This is a genomic window from Enterococcus sp. DIV0546 (assembly GCF_051712785.1).
Classification (GTDB): Bacteria; Bacillota; Bacilli; order Lactobacillales; family Enterococcaceae; genus Enterococcus; species Enterococcus faecalis.
Window position 1 is genome coordinate 1,198,022 of the sequence record NZ_JBIOPO010000001.1, and the last position, 21,528, is coordinate 1,219,549.

The following is a 21,528-nucleotide window of genomic DNA, read 5'->3' on the forward strand; positions in this document are numbered from 1 at the left end:
TGAAGGTGTTTAAATGCAAAAGAGTTATAAACTAGAAGGACTTGATTGTGCAAGTTGTGCAGATAAAATTGAAAAATCTGTCCAAAAAATTCACGGAGTAGAAAAAGCGCGTGTGGACTTCATGGCTGAAAAGATGACACTGGAAGTTGAATCAGGACATGATTTAGAAGTCGAAAATGAAGCGCGTGCAGTCATTGGTAAGTTAGAACCAGATGTCAAAGAAGAAGAGGGACGTAATCCAAATAAGAATCGCTTAATTCGTATCATTATTGCATTTGTTTTATTTTTAGCACTTATTATCATTAAGCCAAGTAATAATTGGGTTGCTTTGGCGTCTTATTTAGTCGTTTATGTCTTAATTGGTGGCGACATTGTCAAACGAGCGGTAACAAATATTTTTCGTGGGGAAGTGTTTGATGAAAATTTCTTAATGTCTGTGGCAACGATTGGGGCATTCTTTATTGGGGAATATCCCGAAGCTGTGGCAGTAATGTTGTTCTACCAAGTCGGCGAATGGTTCCAAAGTGCTGCGGTTGATCAATCCAGAAAATCAATTGCCAAATTAATGGATATTCGTCCGGATTCAGCAAATCTTTTAGTAAATGGACAAATAAAAGCGGTCGCTCCAGATACAATTGAAATTGGGCAACAAATATTAGTGAAACCAGGTGAAAAAGTTCCATTAGATGGTCAAATTATTGATGGATCAAGTATGGTAGATACCTCTGCGTTAACTGGTGAATCCGTTCCAAGAACGGTCAAAGTCGGCGATGAAATCTTAGGTGGTTTTATCAATAAAAATGGGGCCTTGACCATTAATGTTACGAAAAAATTTGGGGATTCAACAGTTAGCAAAATTTTAGATTTAGTTGAAAATGCTAGCAGTAAAAAAGCCCCTGCAGAAAACTTTATTTCTAAATTTGCTCGTTACTATACACCAGTTGTCGTTGTTTTAGCTGTCTTATTGGCAGTGATTCCACCATTTATTTTCCCTGATACTTCTATTAATGAATGGGTTTATCGGGCATTAACGTTCTTGGTTATTTCTTGTCCATGTGCCTTAGTCATTTCTGTTCCTTTAAGTTTCTTCGGTGGAATTGGCGGAGCCAGCAAACTAGGTGTTTTAATTAAAGGAAGCAACTATTTAGAAATTTTAGCGAATACGGAAACAATTGTTTTTGATAAAACTGGTACGCTAACAAAAGGAAATTTTGTGGTTCAAAACATAACTAGTGTTGTCTTACCTGAAGAAGAGTTGTTACGTTTAACAGCAACAGCAGAACAATTATCCACTCATCCTATTGCTATTTCTATTAAAGAAAGCTATGGCAAAGAAACTGTTCCAGCAACAGCAATTGAAGAGGTTGCTGGACACGGTATCAAAGCCACAATTGAAGGTAAAACAGTTTTAGTCGGTAATGCGAAGTTAATGAAACAATTTGGTATCGAAGCACCAGAAGTGAAGGAAGCGGGAACTTTAATTTTTGTCGCTATTGATAATCAATTTGCAGGCTACTTAGTGATTGCGGATCAATTGAAACCAGACGCCATTTCAGCAATAAAAGAATTAAAAGCTGAAGGGGTCAAACAAACTGTTATGCTGACTGGAGACAATCAACAAGTTGCAGAAGCTATTGCAAAAGAAGTTGGTGTTGACAAAGTTTATGCAGAACTTTTACCAGATGGCAAAGTGGATCGTTTAGAAGAGTTGTTAAAAGCATCTTCACCTAAAAACAAAGTTGCCTTTGTTGGTGACGGCATGAATGATGCACCTGTTTTAGCCCGGGCTGATGTTGGGATTGCCATGGGTGGTTTAGGAAGTGACGCGGCAATTGAAGCAGCTGATGTGGTGATTATGAATGATGAACCAAGTCGTATCGCCTCTGCGATTAAATTATCAAGAAAAACATTGAGAATTGTTAAACAAAACATTATCTTTGCGATTGCTGTTAAAATCATTGTTTTGGTACTAGGTGCATTAGGCTTGGCTTCAATGCAAGCAGCAGTGTTTGCTGATGTTGGTGTAACTATTATCGCTGTTTTAAATGCTATGCGTTGTTTACGTGTAGAAAAGATGAAAGATAATAACTAAGCCTTAAAAAGTACAGCTGAAACAAACATTTTTAGCTGATTATCAGAGTTTGAGCGTGGGACAAAAATCACTTTGACTTTTTGTTCCACGCTTTTTCTCCTACACAATTTCTATTCGTTCTTAAATTGCCAGAGTTCTTGTAAAGAAATCTTTAAATTTTTCGCTTTGTGGCATATAATAAGAGAGAATTTGTACGAAAATTGCGCTTCGCTTTTTTTTCATGGTACAATAAGCAAGAATGGATTGATTTACAGGAGGGAACCTCAACATGGCATCAAATGAAAAAACACGATATAAAGCAATCATTGCAGACCATACGTATACAATTATTGGCCAAGAGTCAAAACAACATATGGATTTAGTCACAAAAATTGTCAACGAACAACTGGCGGAAATTAAACATCTTTCTCCGCAAACTGATACGGAACAAGCTTCTGTTTTATTAGCAATTAATGCAATTTCAGATCAACTAAAAAAACAAGAATATGCTTTAAAATTGGAAAAACAAGTAGCAGACTTAAAACAGAAAACCATTCGTTTGGCTGAATTAGAGAATCGTGTGCGCCGAATGGAAATTATCGAAGAAGAAGCACGAGATGTTTTGAAAAAGAATGGACAAGAAGATGTAGAAATTCATAATCATGTGGAAGCCCAACAAATTTTGAATGAAAATCGAAAACAGCAGATTCAAAATAAAGGTGTTTCGGAGTAGTTCCTGAAAGGATGACAAGATGTTAACAATACTTATTTTATTACTTTTAGCCTTTGGATTTTATACAGGAGCTAAACGAGGCTTGATTTTACAAGTGCTCTATTCGGTAGGTTACTTAATTTCATATTTTGTTGCTCGAACCTATTACAAAGAGGTCGCCTCTCATTTAGAATTGTATATTCCATATCCATCGGTTACGCCAACGTCAAAGCTTGTCTTTTTTAATCAAGAGATTTCTTTAGACTTGGACAAAGCCTTTTATTCAGCGGTTGCGTTTCTATTATTGCTGTTTGCAGGCTGGTTAGTCGTTCGTTTTTTAGCTATCTTTTTACATGGATTAACATTTATTCCAGTTTTGAAACAGGTAAATGGACTATTAGGTGGCGTATTAAGTGTTCTTGTATTATACGTGGGTCTTTTTCTAGTGTTAGCTACGGCGTCAATGATTCCGTCAGATATTGTCCAAAATCAGTTTCGGTCAAGTGGCTTGGCACGAGGCATTGTAAAAAATACCCCAATTCTAACAAAACAAGCATATGAATTATGGGTTGAACCAATTACGAAATAAAGCTGAATGGGACTGAGATAGAGATAAGAAGTAAGTGAGCAAAGCGAAACTTCTTATGTTATGTCTCAGTCTTTTCAACAAATGAAAAAGTTAGAAAAGTAGGTGGAAAAATGAATCAGCGCATTCTATCAACATTAGGGTTTGATAAAGTAAAACAACAGTTGTTGCAATTTATTGTGACAGCTCAGGGGACAAACGAAGTTTCGGAATTATTACCGATTGCTGATGAAAATAAAATTCAATCATGGCTAAATGAAACACAGGATGGTTTAAAAGTTCAACGATTACGTGGTGGAATCCCTATTCCTAAATTAGAAAATATCCAACCACACATGAAACGGATTGAAATTGGTGCGGATTTAAATGGTGTAGAATTAGCACAAGTAGGCCGTGTCTTGTCGACTACTTCAGAACTGACTCGTTTTTTTGATGAGTTAAGTGAAAATGAAGTGGATTTTGAACGTTTATATATGTGGCGAGAGCAACTAGAAGTTTTGCCTGAATTAAATCGCCAACTCAAACAAGCCATTGATGATGATGGCTACGTCACAGATGAAGCTTCGCCAGCCTTAAAGGCAATTCGGCAAAATATTCGACGTAGTGAGCAGACCATTCGAGAAGAACTAGATAGTATTATTCGTGGGAAAAACGCACGTTACCTTAGTGATGCCCTTGTTACTATGCGAAATGAACGCTACGTGATTCCAGTCAAACAAGAATATAAAAATATTTTTGGTGGCGTGGTTCACGACCAAAGTGCTTCAGGTCAAACCTTATTTATTGAACCTAAACAAATTTTAGAAATGAATAATCGCTTGCGACAACAACAAATTGCCGAAAGAAATGAGATTACTCGCATCTTGGCAGAACTGTCGGCCGAGTTGGTCCCTTATCGCCGTGAAATTACGCATAATGCTTATGTCATCGGTAAACTTGATTTTATTAATGCTAAGGCGCGACTTGGAAAAGAACTAAAAGCAGTTGTTCCAGAAATTAGTCAAGCAAATCATGTAGTTTTTAAACAAGCCCGGCACCCACTATTGGATCCAGAAAAAGCTGTAGCCAATGACATTGTGATTGGAGAAGAATATCAAGCAATTGTGATTACAGGGCCTAATACCGGCGGGAAAACCATTACTCTGAAAACGTTAGGTCTTTTACAATTAATGGGTCAAGCTGGATTACCTATTCCAGTTGAAGAAGAGAGTAAAATGGGGATTTTTACAGAAGTATTTGCGGATATCGGGGATGAACAATCGATTGAACAAAGTTTAAGTACTTTCTCTTCACATATGACGAATATCGTGTCTGTCTTAAAGAAAGTCGATCATCAAAGTTTAGTACTATTTGATGAATTAGGTGCTGGGACAGATCCGCAAGAAGGGGCCGCTTTAGCGATTGCCATTTTAGATTCATTGGGTGCTAAAGGAGCCTATGTGATGGCAACAACCCATTATCCTGAATTAAAAGTGTATGGCTATAATCGAGCTGGAACAATCAATGCCAGTATGGAATTTGATGTAGATACTTTGAGTCCAACCTATCGTTTATTAATTGGCGTGCCTGGCCGAAGTAATGCTTTTGAAATTTCGAAACGTCTTGGATTAGACAACAGTATTATTGAAGCTGCAAAACAAATAATGGACGGTGAAAGTCAAGATTTAAACGAAATGATTGAAGACTTGGAAAACCGTCGCAAAATGGCCGAAACTGAATACTTAGAAGCTCGCCACTATGTCGATGAATCGGCAGCTTTGCATAAGGAACTAAAAGAAGCCTATCAAGTATTTTTTGAAGAACGAGAAAAAGAATTACAAAAAGCGCGGAAAGAAGCAAACAAAATTATTGCAGAAGCGGAAGAAAACGCAGAAACCATTATTTCTGATATTCGCAAAATGCAATTGGAAAGTGGCCAACAAGGTGGTGTCAAAGAACATCAGTTAATTGATGCGAAAACACAACTTTCTCAATTACACCACGAAGAAACCAAGCTTGCTAAAAACAAAGTGCTGAAGAAGGCGAAAGAGCAGAAAAAATTAAAAGCTGGCGATGAAGTAATTGTCAATACCTACGGCCAACGAGGGACCTTATTAAAAGACAACGGCAAAGGACAATGGCAAGTCCAATTGGGCATTTTAAAAATGAACGTATCTGAAGAGGATATGACGCCTGTCGCTCCACAAAAAGAAGCAAAACCAAGAGTTACAACGGTTCGTTCTGCAGAAAGCAGTCATGTTGGCACACAACTAGACTTACGTGGCAAACGCTACGAGGAAGCATTGGCAGAAGTTGACCAATACATTGATGCTGCGATTCTAGCGGGCTATCCACAAGTAACCATTGTTCACGGCAAAGGAACAGGTGCATTAAGAACCGGAATAACGGAATTTTTAAAAAATCACCGCAGTGTGAAAAGCTATGAATTTGCGCCACAAAACCAAGGTGGTAATGGTGCGACTGTCGTAAAATTCCAATAAACAAGGACTTACAATAAGTAAGCAGAACACTCGCTATCTTAGAGATGACGTGTTATACTAAGCATGTAATAAGAGTAAAGAGTAGGAGGTTTGTGAAATGACACAAGCAATTACCGATAAAGATTTTGCAACAGAAACAGATGAAGGATTAGTCTTAATCGACTTTTGGGCAACTTGGTGTGGCCCTTGTCGTATGCAAGCACCCATCTTAGAACAATTATCTGAAGAATATGATGAAGACGAAGTGAAAATCGTCAAAATGGATGTGGATGAAAATCCTGCAACACCAGCAAGTTTTGGAATCATGAGCATCCCAACATTGCTATTGAAAAAAGATGGCGAAGTTGTTGAAAAAGCAGTCGGTGTTCATACAAAAGACCAATTGCAAGCAATGATTGCCAAACACTTATAAACGTTGATTAGTCATTACGAATAGTCTGATTCAGTCTGAAGAGAAATCATTAGCGATTGTCTTTTCAGGCTGTTTCTTTCGTACATAAAGTAGCGGCTTTTTTTGTTTAATTACAAAAAGAGGTGTATAATAGACGAAGCATTTTGTTAGAAAGGAAGTATCGTATGAACGAACGAATAAAAAATAAATTAGCACTGCTTCCTGATCAACCTGGTTGTTATTTAATGAAAGATAAAAACGGCACGATTATCTATGTTGGGAAAGCCAAAATTTTGAAAAACCGTGTCCGATCTTATTTTCGTGGTAGCCATGATACTAAGACAGAACGATTAGTCAGTGAAATCGATGATTTTGAATATATTGTGACAGAATCGAATATTGAAGCACTTTTATTAGAAATTAATTTAATCCATAAAAATAATCCCAAATATAACATCATGTTAAAAGACGATAAAACCTATCCTTTTATCAAAATCACAAACGAAAAATATCCTCGTTTAATGATTACTCGAAAGGTTTTAAAAGATAAAGCGTTATATTTCGGGCCATATCCAGATGTAAATGCAGCGAATGAAACAAAGAAACTGTTAGATCGGCTTTTTCCTTTGCGAAAATGTAATCCATCGCAAAAAACACCTTGTTTGTATTATCATTTAGGACAATGTCTGTGTCCCTATGCTTTTGATGTGGATCCGCAAGTCTACAAAGATATGGTGGAAGAGATTAAAGGGTTTCTCTCTGGTGGACATACAGAAATTCAGGACCGCTTACAAGAAAAAATGGCTTATGCAGCTGCACATATGGAATTTGAAAAAGCTGCAGAATTTCGCGATCAAATTAAAGCGATTGAAACAGTTATGACCCGCCAAAAAATGACGAATGTAGATTTAATTGATCGTGATGTGTTTGGTTATGCTGTTGATAAAGGCTGGATGTGTGTCCAAGTATTCTTTGTCAGACAAGGAAAATTAATCGAACGTGATGTATCGATTTTTCCATTTTATGATGATGCCAGTGAAGCATTTTTAACTTTTATTGGACAATTTTATCAAGAGAATGAGCATTTTGTGCCAAAAGAAGTCTTGATTCCTGATGACATTGATAAAGAAAGCGTCGAAGCTTTATTAGCTACGAAAATCTTGCAGCCGCAACGGGGAGAAAAGAAAAAACTGGTTAAATTAGCCAGTAAAAATGCTGCAGTTGCTTTAAATGAAAAATTTGATTTGATTGTACGGAAACAAGAACGAACAATTGGCGCAGTTGAAAAATTAGGCAATGCGATGAACATACCTGCGCCCATTCGAATTGAAGCATTTGATAATTCAAATATTATGGGAACCAACCCTGTTTCTGCGATGGTTGTGTTTATTGACGGACGGCCAGCTAAAAATGAGTATCGAAAATATAAAATAAAAACCGTCCAAGGTCCTGATGATTACGCTTCTATGAGAGAAGTCATTTATCGCAGATATTCACGAGTTTTAAAAGAAGGCTTGCCTTTTCCTGATTTAATTTTAATCGATGGTGGTAAAGGTCAAGTCGATGTTGCCAAAGATGTGTTAGCCAATCAACTAGGAGTCGATATTCCTGTAGCTGGATTAGCCAAGAACGACAAGCACAAAACGAGTGAACTTTTATTTGGTCCAAACTTAGAAGTTGTACCATTGGAAAGAAACTCACAAGAATTTTTCTTGTTGCAACGAATCCAAGATGAAGTCCATCGTTTTGCCATCACATTTCATCGTCAATTACGTAGTAAAAATAGTTTTGCTTCCAAATTAGATAACATTGAAGGCTTGGGACCGAAACGCAAAAAAAATCTTTTAAAAGAATTTAAATCGCTTAAAAATATTACGGCAGCCAGTGTTGAAGAATTAAGAAAAGCTGGGTTACCTGAAACTGTCGCGAAGAATGTGTATCGTCATTTGCACCAAGAAACAACCTCTGAGATAGAAAAATAAATGAAAACAAGCCAGAGGTCGGGACAGAAACGTTTAGCTCCGAGAACCAAGTAGGTACTGTTCAACATCTATTTGCTTTGCAAATAGTGTTTCTCAGCAATAAGAAGGAATTTCCGAAAATTGTCATAAAACACAACGAGGAACGAGTTGATGTTGCATGATACCTACCCAGTGCTCTTTAATTTTTGGAGACCAAGTAGGTATTGTTCATCATCGAATCACTACGTTCTTCGTGATTCTCAACAATTTCGGCTTATTTCCGAAGGACCTTCACCAAGTAGGTACGATGATTTCATCTGTTCATGCTTCACAGTGAAACATCGCAACTCTTAGAGCTGTAGCTCTTTTGAAGGCTGTACTGTGACGAGACGCATGTCGAGAAAACACCTTAGAAGTTGTTGAGATCGGAGCAACGCGTAGTGTTGGTTCTGTTCCCGCCGTTTGTAAGGTTTTAAGCCTGGGACAAAAATCCAAAGTGATTTTTGTCCCAGGCTCTGTTTTTTTTATTCAATTTTTTCATGAAAAGTTGAACTCTCAAGAAAATATGATAACGATTTCTTTCGTGATATACTAAAACTAACTTAAAAGAGAGGACGTCTGATCATGAAAATACTAACACCCGTTTATCAAATAAAATTTAAAAAAGTACCAAATCAATTACTGATTGATGAGCGTTTAATGAATGAATTGGGTACGTGGCTGAATCGTACAGGTCGAATTTGGGCCTGTCAATCATCAAAATCGGCAAAGGAATTTAAAAATACATTTTATGAAAGTACAGGCTTGTCCGCAAATGAAGTGTATATTTCTGCCGAGACGGATGGCCTTTTTCGTTTAGCAGAAAATAAAGCGTCTGATTAAAGTGCAACATCTTTCCATAACAATTGTCATTGACAAGCCAACACAGGAAAGATACGATATGAGTAACTAAACAGCGGTTTAGAAAAAGTGAAGGGGGCGTTTATGTGTTAGAGGTAAAAGAGTTAGTCAAAACCTTTGGGGATTTTAAAGCAGTTGATCATGTATCCTTTACGATACCGGACGGGAAAATTTTAGGATTAATTGGCCAAAATGGTGCCGGGAAAACAACTACGTTTCGCTTGATTTTAAATTTTTTAACACAAGATAGCGGGTCGGTTTTATGGAATGGTCAACCATTAAACGAAAAAGAATACAATATTATTGGTTATTTACCAGAAGAACGGGGTTTATATCCTAAAATTACGATTGAAGACCAACTAATTTATTTCGCTTCATTGCGGGGGAAAACTAAAAAAGAAATTGAACCTAAAATTGACTTTTGGATGGAAAAATTTCAAGTTAAAGGCAAAAAAACGGATAAAGTTAAATCTTTATCAAAAGGAAATCAACAAAAAGTTCAATTGATTGCGACACTTATTCATGAACCGAAGTTAATTATTTTAGACGAACCATTCAGTGGCTTGGATCCAGTTAATGCAGAATTATTAAAAGACGGCATTATTGAATTGAAAAATCAAGGTTCTTGTGTCATTTTTTCCAGTCATAATATGGACAATGTGGAGAAAATCTGTGACCATTTAGTCATGTTAAAAAATGGACGCATGGTTTTAGATGGTCAGGTTCATGAAATTCGACAACAATTTGGTCGAACAAAATTATTCTTAGAATCACCGTTATCTGTTGAGGAAGTTGCTGCTACAGCAGGTGTGAAAGAAGCACACTTGCGACAAGATGGCGTCTTAGAAGCGACATTAGAAAACGCTGAAGTGGGCAAAGTGTTGTTTGATAAAGCGACAGCCAACGGCTACATTCCAATGTTTAATCAACAACCACCAACATTGGAAGAAATTTTCAAAATGAAAGTAGGTGGGCAAGATGAGTAAATTTTGGATTATTGCGACTGATGTCTATAAGAAAAATGTGAAGTCGCTGTCTTTCTTAATCATGATTTTAGCGCCATTTCTTCTTGTAGGAATTGTTTACTTAGCGGGCTCTCTAGCTAGCGGTTTTTCAGGAGATACTACCATTGGTCTGGTTTCGGAAAATCAAGCGCTCGTTAAAGAGTTGACAAAGAATAAAACAGAGGACTTTTCTTTCAAAGCTGTTTCTTCTGAGAAAAAGGCCCAAGAACAATTAAAAGACGAGAAAATTGATGCCTATTTATTTTTGGACACTACAGATAATCAGATTTCTGGTCAGCTTTACTCTGAACGCTCTTTAGGAAATGCAACCGAGATGCTAATCCCTCAAATGTTAAACCAATTACAAACAATGGCGAATGCCAATCGTTTAAACCTAACAGCTGAGCAAGTTGCCATGTTGAATCAACAAGCAACATTTAAAAAAGCCAAAATTAGTTTTGATGAAAATGGCAAAATAAAAACAGGAGAAGATAACACAGGGATTCAAATGGCGTTAGCAATGGGGATAACAATTTTGTTATTTGTCTTCATCAGCAGTTATTCTTCAATTATTGCCCAAGAGATTGCTTCTGAAAAAGGCACTAGAATCATGGAAGTTATTCTCTCTAGTACAAAAGCGCAAACCCATTTTTATGGCAAATTAACTGGGGTTATTCTAGTAGCTTTAACACAAATTTTCATTTACGGAGTGGCGTTTGTTCTCGGCTATTCTCAATTGAAAAATCTTGATTTTATGAAAAGTCTATTAAGTGGTATTTCACCACAAAGTATTTTTTCATCAACCTTTATTTTTACATTAGGCTTTTTCATTATTGGTATTCTCGTTTTTGCTGTTTTGGCAGCACTTTGTGGTTCTCTTGTTTCCAAACCAGAGGATACAGCAAAAGCAGTTCAGCCCATCATGTATATTGGTTTAATCGGTTATATGATTGGCATTACGTTTGGGACGAATGATCCACAAAATATCGTGGTGAAAGTGACTTCCTTTATTCCGCTGATTTCGTCATACATTATGCCAGTACGCTTGGCGACCGAAACGGCATCAACAATGGAAGCAATTGTCTCATTAGTGATTTTGGCAGTTTTTGGAATTATTTTAACAATCTTCTCTGCTCGTTTATACAAATCAAACGTTCTTGTATACAGCGAAGGCGGCATGATTCAATCTTTAAAACAGTCAATTTCTATTTTAAAAAATGAACAAAAGCATAAATAATTTTTGTTTAACTCTAAAAGGACCCGGTAAATCAGTCAAAGTGACTGATCTGCCGGGTCTTTTTTAGGCACCGTTCGTCGTTCAACTAGACGAACGGTTAATTTTTTTTCAGGAATGTTCGTCTGATTTAATTGGTTGTATAGGTAAATAAATGAGTTTTCGGCTTGATACTGAATGGCATAATCAACAGTCGTAATATGCATCAATTCACTGACATAACTATTATCAAAGCCAATGACAGCGACATCTCGAGGAACGGCATAATTTAGATTTTCAAGTTCTGAAATAAACTCAGCTGCTACGTGATCATTATAAAAGGCCAAAGCTTCTGGCTTGTCGGTTAATTGTTGCCAGTAATGGGCAATTTTGCGACCAGAATGGTTAGTATACTGATCATTAATCAGCCACTCAGCTTGCCAAGGTGCCTGAGTGTTTTCATAAAAATCTTTCATTGCACGTTTTCGTGCGTGCGTGTTTAAATTTTCGGGATTACCGAGGACATGACCAATTTTTTGGTATCCTTGTTGTTGTAAATATTCTAAGGAACGATAATAACCAGAGTAATGATCAATGTAGGAAGAATATATATTGGGTGAATCGATACGATGCCAGGTTGCTAAAGGGCCATACGCGCTGTAAGGCTCAATCACCGACCATTCATTTGTTCGTGTCAATAAAAACAAGCCATCTAATTGTTTGTATTTTAATTGGTTCAAGGCATCAATTTCTTTCTGCTGATCGCCATCTGTAAAAAATAAGGTTACGGAATAATTGTATTTTTTGGCAATTGAAATAAAGCGATTCAAGAAAATGCCTAAGGAACCTAAATAGCTAGGGGCTAAAAAGCCAATGGTTTTTGTGGCACCTGCTCGTAAATTCCGCGCCACATAATTCGGGGTATAATTTAATTCTTTCATTGCTTTGAGAATTTTTTCTTGACTATCGGCACTCACATATCCTTTTCCAGAAATTAAGCGAGAAACAGTCGATTTCGAGACACCGGCAACTTTTGCTACATCAATGATAGACGTCATTTTTTACCTCCAAAGTGGAATGTATTCTTATAAGAAGTATAGCATACATTTTTTTGAAAATAGTGCTTGACATGGGAACATTCCCATAATTTATCCTAAAGATGTAAACGATAACAATTTAATCAAGGAGGAAGAAGACGGATGACAAGAGGAGCATTAAAAATTGCAACAATTGGTGGCGGTTCTAGTTATACACCTGAATTAATTGAAGGATATATTAAAAGAAAAGATGAACTGCCAATTAAGGAAATTTGGTTAGTCGATATTGAAGCTGGTAAAGAAAAATTGGAAATCGTTGGGGCAATGGCGAAGCGCATGATTAAAGCTGCTGGTTTAGATTGGGAAGTTCATTTAACATTGGACCGTGAAGCAGCCTTAAAAGGGGCGGATTTTGTTTCAACACAGTTCCGTGTAGGATTATTAGATGCTCGCATTAAAGATGAACGGATTCCTTTGTCCCATGGGGTATTAGGCCAAGAAACAAATGGCGCGGGAGGAATGTTTAAAGCATTTCGAACAATTCCTGTCATTTTAGCTATTATTGACGATATGAAACGTCTTTGCCCAGATGCTTGGTTAGTGAATTTTACTAATCCAGCTGGAATGGTTACGGAAGCTGCAATTAAACATGGCGGTTGGAAAAAAACAGTTGGCTTATGTAATGTGCCGATTGGTCATAGAAAACAAGCGGCCGAAATGCTGGGAATTCCAGAAGAAGACTTATTCTTTAAATTTGCTGGAATTAATCATTTCCATTGGCACCGCGTTTGGGACAAAGAAGGACAAGAGCGAACACAAGAACTCATTGATTTAATTTACGGGCCTAAGCAAGAGCAAGAAAGTCATTTGAAAAATATTTTTGATGCGCCGTTCCATTATGAACAGTTAAAAGATTTAGGAATGTTACCATGTGGTTATCATCGCTATTATTATATTGAAGATGAGATGTTGAAGCATTCCATCGAAGAGTATGAACGGGGCGAAACAAGAGCACAAGTGGTTAAAGAAACGGAAGGTCGTCTGTTTGAATTGTATAAAGACCCCAAACTAGATTACAAACCAAAAGAATTAGAAGAACGGGGCGGCACACACTATAGCGATGCAGCTTGTGAAATGATTGCATCAATTTATAATGATAAACGAACGGATATGGTTGTTTCTACTGAAAATAATGGGACAATTACTGATTTACCGTATGATTGTGTTGTAGAAGTATCTGGACCTGTGACAGCACATGGACATGAACCTTACAACTGGGGGGCCTTTCCGCCAGCAGCACGAGGAATTATTCAAAATATGAAAGCTATGGAAGAAACGGTTATTCGAGCAGCCATCAATGGTGATTACGGCGCAGCATTGCATGCTTTCACTATTAATCCATTAGTTCCTGGCGGCGTCATGGCGAAGACCTTGTTGGACGAATTATTAATTGCCCACAAAGCGCATTTACCGAATTTTGCAGATGCGATTAATAAAATTGAAGAAACACAACCAGAAACAGTCACATATGTGGCCGAATTAATGAAAAGTAATTAAAAAATATCGCACGCTAAAGATTCGTTTAGTGTGCGATACTTTTTTTAGAATAGGAAGCAAAGGATTCCGTTTTTTTCTTGACAGTAAAATGATAGGTTTGTTGCCGGAACAGCCACTGAATACCAGAGTAAATTAAAATTTCAGCAATAATAAATGTCGAAAGTTTCTGTGCGGAAAGGAATAATAGCGTTAAAATTAAAAATAAGACGACACAGGTATAAAAAACGTGTTGCAATTTTTTAGAATTGATAATCGTGATTTCTTTGGTATCTTCAGTAACTTCAATGCGCCGATAAAATTGGAACCAGCCTTCATAGAACGTTAAAACATCTCCAGGATCAGCCTCAATTTCAATAGGTACATTAGTAAAAAGTTTCCCTTGATGCACACCATTTTTATAAAATGTAAAATAGCGTAACGCGCCCCAAGCTGATGTTTTTCGTGTCAATGTAATCTTCATGGTTTTCACCTCCGTCTTTATTTTGCCATAGTTTCGGTAAAATTGTATCCTACTAAAGTCCGATTCTCTCATTTTAGGGGCAGAATTGACAAAAGAAAGCAGAGGTGTTAGTGTGGGAGTAATTAAACGAGGAGGTATAATTGTATGTTGGCATCTATCAGAATTTGGATTGACTTTTTGACAAAATAAATTGAATAAATCTTATCAAAAAGTCTGAAATTAAAATTCATGGGTGACGTGTGTACTTTTATACGAAACTACAAGGATAGCGATTAGGCTGTCCTTTTTTGCGTACCCAAGATTCTTTCGTTTCAGAAATGAAAGAAGAGGGCAAAATGAAAAAATTAAGTATTCATCTGAAAGACGTAAGTATTCACTTTTCGGGAAAACCAATTCTAGAAATTGATGAATTATTTGTATATGAAAATGAAAAAATTGGGATTATTGGTAAAAACGGCGCAGGAAAATCAACACTGCTCAATTTAATTATGGGTAAGATTCAATCAGATAAAGGAAAAGTTCAAAGATTGAACGATTTTCATTACTTGGCACAAGTAGCTGAAGAAATAACGAATGAACCAGAGAAAACTGACAAAAACTGTTTGCTAAATCAGAAAAATCAAAAACTAAGTGGTGGCGAAAAAGTCCAAAAACGCTTAGCGACATTATTTTCAGAGTATCCAACCGGGGTTATTTTAGATGAACCAACCACACATTTAGATAAAGAACATCGTCAGTTGTTAGTGGCGGATTTAACGTATTATTATGGGACCGTTTTGTTTGTTAGTCATGATCGCTTTTTCTTGAATCAATTAGCAGAGAAAATTTGGGAAGTTTCGGATGGACATGTCAAAGAATATTTAGGAAACTACGATGCGTATTGTCGTCAAAAAGAATTGGAACAGCAAACACAATATAATGTCTATCGTCAGTATCAAAAGGAAAAGAAAAAATTACAGGAATCTTACGCAAAGAAACAAGCACAAGCGCAAAAATCTAGTCATGTTTCAAAAAAACAAAAACAAAAGCAAATTAAACCTAGTCGTTTAGCTGGTTCTAAACAAAAAGATACCGTACAAAAAGCACTCCAAAAACAAGCGAAAGCGATTAATGCCAGAATTGACAGATTACCCGATGTTGCGCAAGCAAAACAAGAGCGAAAAATTATTTTTCCTACTAATAATCAGTTCTCTTTATACAATCCATATCCAATTAGAATTGAAAATTTAACTTTCGCTTATGAGAATCGAACAATTCTTAACCAAGTGAACGTTCAAATTCCTTTAAACGAAAAAATAGCACTTTGTGGAAAAAATGGTGCTGGGAAGAGTACCTTCCTTCAACAAATTGAAGCTCGTCACCCGGCCATTTACTTTTCTCCCAAAGTCCGGTTAGGAACGTATCATCAATTAGATTATCGATTAAAAAATGATGAACCACTGTTGACTTATTTATTGAAGCGGACAAATTATTCTGAAAAGATTGTGCGTTCACTTTTATATCGGCTAGGTTTTCAACAAGAAAATTTACAGACAAAGATATCTTCTCTAAGTGGTGGCGAAGCCATAAAAATTACTTTGGCGCAACTGTTTATAGAACCAAATAATATTATCTTATTGGATGAACCCACCAATTTTCTTGATTTAGAGACAATCCAAGCACTTGAAGAATTTATAAGTGCCTATCAAGGAACAGTAATTTTTACCTCGCATGATGAAACGTTTGTGGAAAAAGTAGCCACCCGCACTATTTATTTAGAAAACGGGAAAATTATTGATAAATAAAAAAAGTAAACAAAAAGTCGCTATTGTAGCGACTTTTTGTTTAGACTTCTTCAATTGGTAAATAGGTGTATTCTGCAATTTCTGCGGCATGGGAGCCAGCAACATGTCCAGTGACAAATGCAGCTGTAACATTGTAGCCTCCAGTATAGCCATTAATATCTAAAAGTTCACCAGCAAAAAATAAACCATTGACTAATTTGCTCTCCATTGTTTTTGGGGTCACTTCTTTGAGGGAAATCCCACCGCCTGTGACAAAAGATTTTTCCAAAGGCAATGTTTTCGTAACAGTGAACTGAAAGTCTTTCAGTAGTTCCACAAAGGAAAGACGTTGCTTTTCTGTTAGTTGTTTGGCAGGCACTTCTTCAATTGCTAGTTTCTCTAGATAAAAAGTGAGCAGCCGTTCTGGTATTAAAGAATGAAAGGCATTTTTTGCCACTTTATTTGGCTGTTCCTCAATCATGTAATCAACATTTTTCAGCACTTCTTCAAAAGATTTTGTCGGAAACACATCCAAGGCTACCGTGACAGGTTGATTGCCGTTGCGAGTTAATTCTTGGTTAATAAAACTAGAACAGCGGAGCGCGGCAGGTCCTGAAATGCCAAAATGTGTAAACAGCATATCCATTTGATGATTAACTAAAGGTTTTCCTTTTTGGTTCAAAACAGTTAAATTAACATCTTGTAAAGAGAGACCTTGCAACGTTTTATCAAGGATAAAAGGTTCTTCAGAAATAATAGGCGATTCGGTAGGGTAGAGTGGGCTGATGGTATGCCCCATTTTTTTGGCTAGTTTATAGCCATCACCAGTTGCTCCTGTGGAAGGATAAGTGCGGCCGCCAGTTGTTAATACAACACACGGTGCATAAATTTTTTCCAGTTCGGTTTCAACGCCAATTATTTGATCGTCTTTTCGTAGTAATTTTGTGACCTGTGTTTTTGTAAAAACAGTGACTCCTAATTCGTTAATGCGGTTAAATAGCGCATCAACAATTGACTTCGATTTATCTGTAACAGGGAACATGCGTCCGTGATCTTCTTCTTTTAAGTGAATACCATTGGATTCAAAAAAGTTCATGATATCATAGTTATCAAATTGTGAAAATGCGCTGTACAAAAATTTTCCATTCCCAGGAATAAATGAAATGATTTCTTCTGCGGGCCGATTATTGGTTACATTACAGCGGCCGCCACCAGTCATTAATAATTTTTTCCCAACACGGCGATTTTTTTCAATCAATAATACTTGAGCGCCAGCTTCTGCGGCCGCAATCGTGGCCATCATACCACTCGTCCCAGCACCGACAATAATTACATCAAATTTCTTCATAGTTCTCCTCCAATTCAATAGGTAGTGTACCATAATTACGGGATTTTTTCTGGATTTAAGGAAAAAATAAACGTTTGACTATGGTAATTTTTGAATTTTCAGTTAAAATAAACCTATAACAATGAGAGGATGATTAAATGGACGCAAAACAATATGTTAAAAATATTCAAGAAAAGATTCACCAATTAGACCAAGGTCAAACAGAATATTTACAAGCAGTCGATGAGTTTTTACCAACCGTAGAAGGTTTTTTAGAAAAAAATCCTCAATACATTGAAGCAAATGTTTTAGGTGTCTTGATTGAACCTGAACGTATTTTTCAATTTCGTGTGCCGTGGCAAGATGACCAGGGCAACTGGCATGTGAACAGAGGCTATCGTGTCCAATATAATTCAGCGATTGGACCATACAAAGGTGGTTTGCGGTTTCATCCAAGTGTGAATTTAAGTGTGATGAAGTTTTTGGCCTTTGAACAAATTTTTAAAAATAGTTTAACTGGTTTGCCAATCGGTGGCGGCAAAGGCGGTAGTGATTTTGATCCAAAAGGCAAGTCAGATGCTGAAGTCATGCGTTTTTGTCAAAGTTTCATGACCGAACTTCAAAAACATATTGGTCCAAGTACAGATGTTCCAGCAGGCGATATTGGCGTAGGCGCTCGTGAAATTGGTTATTTGTTTGGCATGTATAAACGCTTGCGCAACTATGATGCAGGAGTGTTGACTGGAAAACCTTTAGGATACTGGGGAAGCCAAGCAAGAACAGAAGCGACGGGTTATGGAACGGTTTATTTTGTTAAACATTTATTAGCAGATAAAAACGATACGTTTGAAGGCAAAAAAGTCGCTGTTTCTGGTAGCGGGAATGTCGCAATTTATGCCATGGAAAAAGCAACTGAGCTAGGCGCCACAGTAATCACATGTTCCGATTCGTCTGGTTTTGTCTATGATCCAGAAGGAATTGATGTGGCGTTAGTAAAAGAACTAAAAGAAAAAAATCGTGAACGCATTTCAAAATATGTTGAAACACGTAAAGGCGCAACTTATTATGACAAAGAATCTGTTTGGGATTTCGAAACAGCGTATGATATTGCGTTACCATGTGCAACACAAAATGAAATCAACAAAAAGCAAGCCGCTATTTTAGTGAAAAATGGAGTGAAAGTCGTGGCAGAAGGCGCAAATATGCCTTGTACACTAGAAGCAGTCGCCGTTTTTGCTAAATCAGCTGTAATTTATTGTCCAGGCAAAGCCGCTAATGCAGGTGGTGTTGCGGTTTCTGCATTAGAGATGAGCCAAAATGCTGAACGTTTAGCTTGGTCCTTTGAAAAAGTTGACGGTATGCTAGATCAAATTATGCAAAACATTTATGAGACTTGTCGTGATACAGCTAACGAATATCAGGCACGAGATAACTTTGTTTTAGGTGCGAATATTGCTGGCTTCGAAAAAGTAGCGGCAGCGATGCTAAGTCAAGGACTCGTTTAATAACAAAAAATGCTAGGATTTCCTAGCATTTTTTCTTGGTTTGTTTGATTAAGAGAATAAATATCTCTAATTAAATAGTTAAAATTAAACAATTGGTCTATCCAAAAGAATTTGCTTGAAAAAATGTCTAAAAACACGTAAAGTATACATGTAGTAAGTTTACTTTCGAGGAGGAAAAGGAATGTCACACATTCAATTAGATTATTCCAAATTAGCACCATTTGTTGCTGACCATGAATTGGAATACATGCAAACACAAGTCACTGCAGTGGACAAAGCATTACGTGAAGGTACAGGAGCTGGTAATGATTTTACTGGCTGGATTGATTTACCAGAAAACTATGACAAAGAAGAATTCGCGCGCATTAAAAAAGCAGCAGCAAAAATTCAATCTGACTCTGAGGTATTAGTAGTCATTGGTATCGGTGGTTCATATTTAGGTGCCCGTGCAGCAATTGAATTTTTGACACATTCATTTAATAATCTATTATCCAAAGAAGAACGGAAAGCGCCACAAATCTTCTTTGCTGGAAATAGCATCAGCTCAACTTATTTAGCTGATTTAATCAATGTGATTGGTGATCGTGATTTTTCTGTCAACGTTATTTCAAAATCTGGAACTACGACAGAACCAGCGATTGCTTTCCGCGTCTTTAAAGAGTTATTAATTAATAAATATGGCAAAGAAGAAGCCAATAAACGTATTTATGCGACAACTGACCGTGCTAAAGGAGCAGTAAAAGTTGAAGCTGATGCGGAAGGTTGGGAAACATTTGTGATTCCTGATGATGTGGGCGGCCGTTTCACTGTTTTAACGCCAGTAGGTCTTTTACCAATCGCTGTTAGCGGTGCGGATATTGATCGTTTAATGGAAGGTGCAAATGATGCACGTAAAGAATACGGCGCAACGAGCGACTTAAAAGAAAACCAAGCCTATCAATATGCTGCGTTACGTAACATTTTATATCGTAAAGGTAAAACAACTGAAATGTTAATTAACTATGAGCCTGGCATGCACTATTTCTCTGAATGGTGGAAACAATTATACGGTGAATCAGAAGGAAAAGATGGCAAAGGTATTTTCCCAGCAGCCGCAGACTTTTCAACTGACTTACATTCCATGGGTCAATATGTTCAAGAAGGTATGCGTAACTTATTTGAAACAGTGGTTAAAATTGAAAATCCACGCCATAGCATTTCAATTCCAGAACAAAATGAAGACTTAGATGGCCTAGGCTATTTACAAGGAAAAGAAATTGACTTCGTCAATACAAAAGCGTTCGAAGGTACGTTGCTTGCTCACACAGATGGTGGTGTGCCAAACATGATCGTTAAAGTGCCAACAATGGATGCTTATTCATTAGGTTATGTTATGTACTTCTTCGAAATTGCAGTGGGCATCTCAGGTTACTTAAATGGGGTTAATCCATTTGACCAACCAGGTGTTGAAGCTTACAAACGCAACATGTTCGCTTTATTAGGTAAACCAGGTTTTGAAGAATTAGCAAAAGATTTAAATGCACGTCTATAATTTGTAAATAACAGAAGAAAAGAGCCAGAAACACTTACGTTTCTGGCTCTTTTCTTCTGTTTAAATTATTTTTCCAATGGTTCGTTCCATTTTTTAGGACTCCAAATGGTTCCTTCCAATGCAACTTGAAGACTTTCATTATCATCTTCTAATTGTTCAATATATTTGATGGTTTCCTCGATAATAAAAGAATTGGGTTCTTCACTGATTGACTGAAGTTGTTCTGCTAACCATGTATTTCTCATTTTTCTTCACCTCAAAATGTAGTCTATCATAGGTGAGCTTTTTAGTAATGAAACTTGCTTATTGGTTTTCCTTTAAAATAGCATAAATTCGTTCAATATCCGCTTGGGTGCCTCTTAATTCATAGTCAGCTAAGAAGGGAAAGTTAAATTGTTCCGCATACTGTTTAGCTGTCAGGCAGTATTGGTGATTAAAGTTTTTATTGCCGCTGCCCACCACGCCAGAGCAATAACGATAATTATTTTCAAAAGCAAGATATTCTCGCATGACTTCTGTTAAAATTTCGGTATTGCCGTTGTTGATGCCATCGCCACCATCTAAATAGGTAGGCACAAAGGTAAAAAATGGTTCTGTTTCTACTTCTAACGGAGAATTTTCCGAAATTTCTTTGAAAGTAATCGTAGGATTTTTTTCGTTTTGCTGATGTTGCTCTTCAGCATAAGTTGTTAAATGTTGAACAAATGAGCGTGTATTACCAGAGATTGAAATATATCGTATATTCATCAGAGATCCCTCCAAATAAATTTAATTGTTTACGTAAGTATAGCACATCTATGTGAAAAAAATTCAAGATCAATAATTATAAAGCGAAAAAAATAATGCCTTTTTATTACCTATTATAAAAGTGAAAATTTGTTATTTTAATTCATTTGGGTAAGTATTGAATTTTGCGAAAAACTTTGCTAAGATGGTAGAGTATTGAATAAAGAATGGTTGGGCGAAAGCTTCAAGGATTCAGTTCTTCAAGGGGTGAGAAGAACAATTTTTGAGTTTGCGCCTTTTTGCA

18 protein-coding genes and 1 other annotated feature are annotated in these 21,528 nt (G+C 36.8%); of the genes, 13 read left to right on the forward strand and 5 right to left on the reverse strand.

The window, feature by feature from the left end:
• The first annotated feature begins 13 nt into the window (after nt 1-13).
• The 9 genes from IGJ24_RS05790 to IGJ24_RS05830 all read left to right on the forward strand — a co-directional run bounded on the left by IGJ24_RS05790 (nt 14) and on the right by IGJ24_RS05830 (nt 11,342).
• Entirely contained in the window at nt 14-2,092 is a 2,079-nt protein-coding gene (locus IGJ24_RS05790) for a heavy metal translocating P-type ATPase (protein WP_289865808.1), read from the forward strand.
• Between the two features lie 268 nt (nt 2,093-2,360).
• Nucleotides 2,361-2,804 (forward strand): cell division protein ZapA, encoded by a 444-nt coding sequence (gene zapA, locus IGJ24_RS05795; RefSeq protein ID WP_002357706.1) that lies wholly within the window; start codon nt 2,361-2,363, stop codon nt 2,802-2,804.
• Between the two features lie 19 nt (nt 2,805-2,823).
• A complete protein-coding gene (locus tag IGJ24_RS05800) occupies nt 2,824-3,372 on the forward strand; it encodes a CvpA family protein (RefSeq protein WP_002357705.1) in 549 nt (182 codons plus the stop codon).
• A 110-nt stretch (nt 3,373-3,482) separates the two neighbouring features.
• On the forward strand, nt 3,483-5,849 hold the full coding sequence (locus IGJ24_RS05805; RefSeq protein WP_033600560.1) for an endonuclease MutS2: 2,367 nt from the start codon (nt 3,483-3,485) through the stop codon (nt 5,847-5,849).
• 97 nt (nt 5,850-5,946) lie between these two features.
• Nucleotides 5,947-6,261 (forward strand): thioredoxin, encoded by a 315-nt coding sequence (gene trxA / locus IGJ24_RS05810; RefSeq protein WP_002357703.1) that lies wholly within the window; start codon nt 5,947-5,949, stop codon nt 6,259-6,261.
• Between the two features lie 164 nt (nt 6,262-6,425).
• Nucleotides 6,426-8,222 (forward strand): excinuclease ABC subunit UvrC, encoded by a 1,797-nt coding sequence (gene uvrC, locus IGJ24_RS05815; protein WP_002366633.1) that lies wholly within the window; start codon nt 6,426-6,428, stop codon nt 8,220-8,222.
• A 603-nt stretch (nt 8,223-8,825) separates the two neighbouring features.
• Nucleotides 8,826-9,083 (forward strand): DUF3884 family protein, encoded by a 258-nt coding sequence (locus tag IGJ24_RS05820; RefSeq protein WP_002377612.1) that lies wholly within the window; start codon nt 8,826-8,828, stop codon nt 9,081-9,083.
• A gap of 104 nt (nt 9,084-9,187) precedes the next feature.
• Nucleotides 9,188-10,087, forward strand: a complete 900-nt coding sequence (locus IGJ24_RS05825; RefSeq protein ID WP_002357699.1) for an ABC transporter ATP-binding protein — start codon at nt 9,188-9,190, stop codon at nt 10,085-10,087.
• Nucleotides 10,080-11,342, forward strand: coding sequence for an ABC transporter permease (locus tag IGJ24_RS05830; RefSeq protein WP_010822788.1), 1,263 nt, complete (start codon nt 10,080-10,082; stop codon nt 11,340-11,342). The genes IGJ24_RS05825 and IGJ24_RS05830 overlap by 8 nt, the downstream gene beginning before the upstream one ends.
• A 35-nt stretch (nt 11,343-11,377) precedes the next feature.
• Here the strand turns inward: IGJ24_RS05830 and IGJ24_RS05835 are convergent, their stop codons facing one another.
• A complete protein-coding gene (locus IGJ24_RS05835) occupies nt 11,378-12,376 on the reverse strand; it encodes a LacI family DNA-binding transcriptional regulator (RefSeq protein ID WP_002363900.1) in 999 nt (332 codons plus the stop codon).
• 141 nt (nt 12,377-12,517) lie between these two features.
• Between IGJ24_RS05835 and IGJ24_RS05840 the strand changes: the two genes are divergently transcribed.
• Nucleotides 12,518-13,912 (forward strand): 6-phospho-beta-glucosidase, encoded by a 1,395-nt coding sequence (locus tag IGJ24_RS05840; protein WP_002357694.1) that lies wholly within the window; start codon nt 12,518-12,520, stop codon nt 13,910-13,912.
• Between the two features lie 25 nt (nt 13,913-13,937).
• Here the strand turns inward: IGJ24_RS05840 and IGJ24_RS05845 are convergent, their stop codons facing one another.
• On the reverse strand, nt 13,938-14,444 hold the full coding sequence (locus IGJ24_RS05845; RefSeq protein WP_002357693.1) for a hypothetical protein: 507 nt from the start codon (nt 14,442-14,444) through the stop codon (nt 13,938-13,940).
• Nucleotides 14,445-14,689: 245 nt separating this feature from the next.
• On the opposite strand from IGJ24_RS05845, the gene abc-f reads away from it, so the two are divergent.
• Entirely contained in the window at nt 14,690-16,156 is a 1,467-nt protein-coding gene (gene abc-f, locus IGJ24_RS05850) for a ribosomal protection-like ABC-F family protein (protein WP_162782759.1), read from the forward strand.
• A gap of 40 nt (nt 16,157-16,196) precedes the next feature.
• Here the strand turns inward: abc-f and IGJ24_RS05855 are convergent, their stop codons facing one another.
• Complete coding sequence (locus IGJ24_RS05855; RefSeq protein ID WP_002357691.1) at nt 16,197-17,483, reverse strand: NAD(P)/FAD-dependent oxidoreductase; 1,287 nt, start codon at nt 17,481-17,483, stop codon at nt 16,197-16,199.
• 137 nt (nt 17,484-17,620) lie between these two features.
• Between IGJ24_RS05855 and gdhA the strand changes: the two genes are divergently transcribed.
• Nucleotides 17,621-18,967, forward strand: coding sequence for an NADP-specific glutamate dehydrogenase (gdhA, locus tag IGJ24_RS05860; RefSeq protein ID WP_002378306.1), 1,347 nt, complete (start codon nt 17,621-17,623; stop codon nt 18,965-18,967).
• 181 nt (nt 18,968-19,148) lie between these two features.
• Nucleotides 19,149-20,498 carry a glucose-6-phosphate isomerase gene (locus IGJ24_RS05865; RefSeq protein WP_002357685.1) on the forward strand — a complete coding sequence of 450 codons (1,350 nt, stop codon included), beginning with the start codon at nt 19,149-19,151 and terminating at the stop codon, nt 20,496-20,498.
• A gap of 65 nt (nt 20,499-20,563) precedes the next feature.
• Here IGJ24_RS05865 and IGJ24_RS05870 read toward each other — a convergent pair whose 3' ends face one another.
• Both IGJ24_RS05870 and nrdI read right to left on the reverse strand, forming a co-directional pair.
• On the reverse strand, nt 20,564-20,743 hold the full coding sequence (locus IGJ24_RS05870) for a hypothetical protein (protein WP_002357684.1): 180 nt from the start codon (nt 20,741-20,743) through the stop codon (nt 20,564-20,566).
• Between the two features lie 58 nt (nt 20,744-20,801).
• Complete coding sequence (nrdI, locus tag IGJ24_RS05875) at nt 20,802-21,245, reverse strand: class Ib ribonucleoside-diphosphate reductase assembly flavoprotein NrdI (RefSeq protein WP_002413821.1); 444 nt, start codon at nt 21,243-21,245, stop codon at nt 20,802-20,804.
• Nucleotides 21,246-21,453: 208 nt separating this feature from the next.
• Nucleotides 21,454-21,501: a sequence feature (sodium ion sensor (DUF1646 type); this cis-regulatory element may regulate processes involved in with the transportation of sodium ions), on the forward strand.
• Nucleotides 21,502-21,528: the final 27 nt, after the last annotated feature.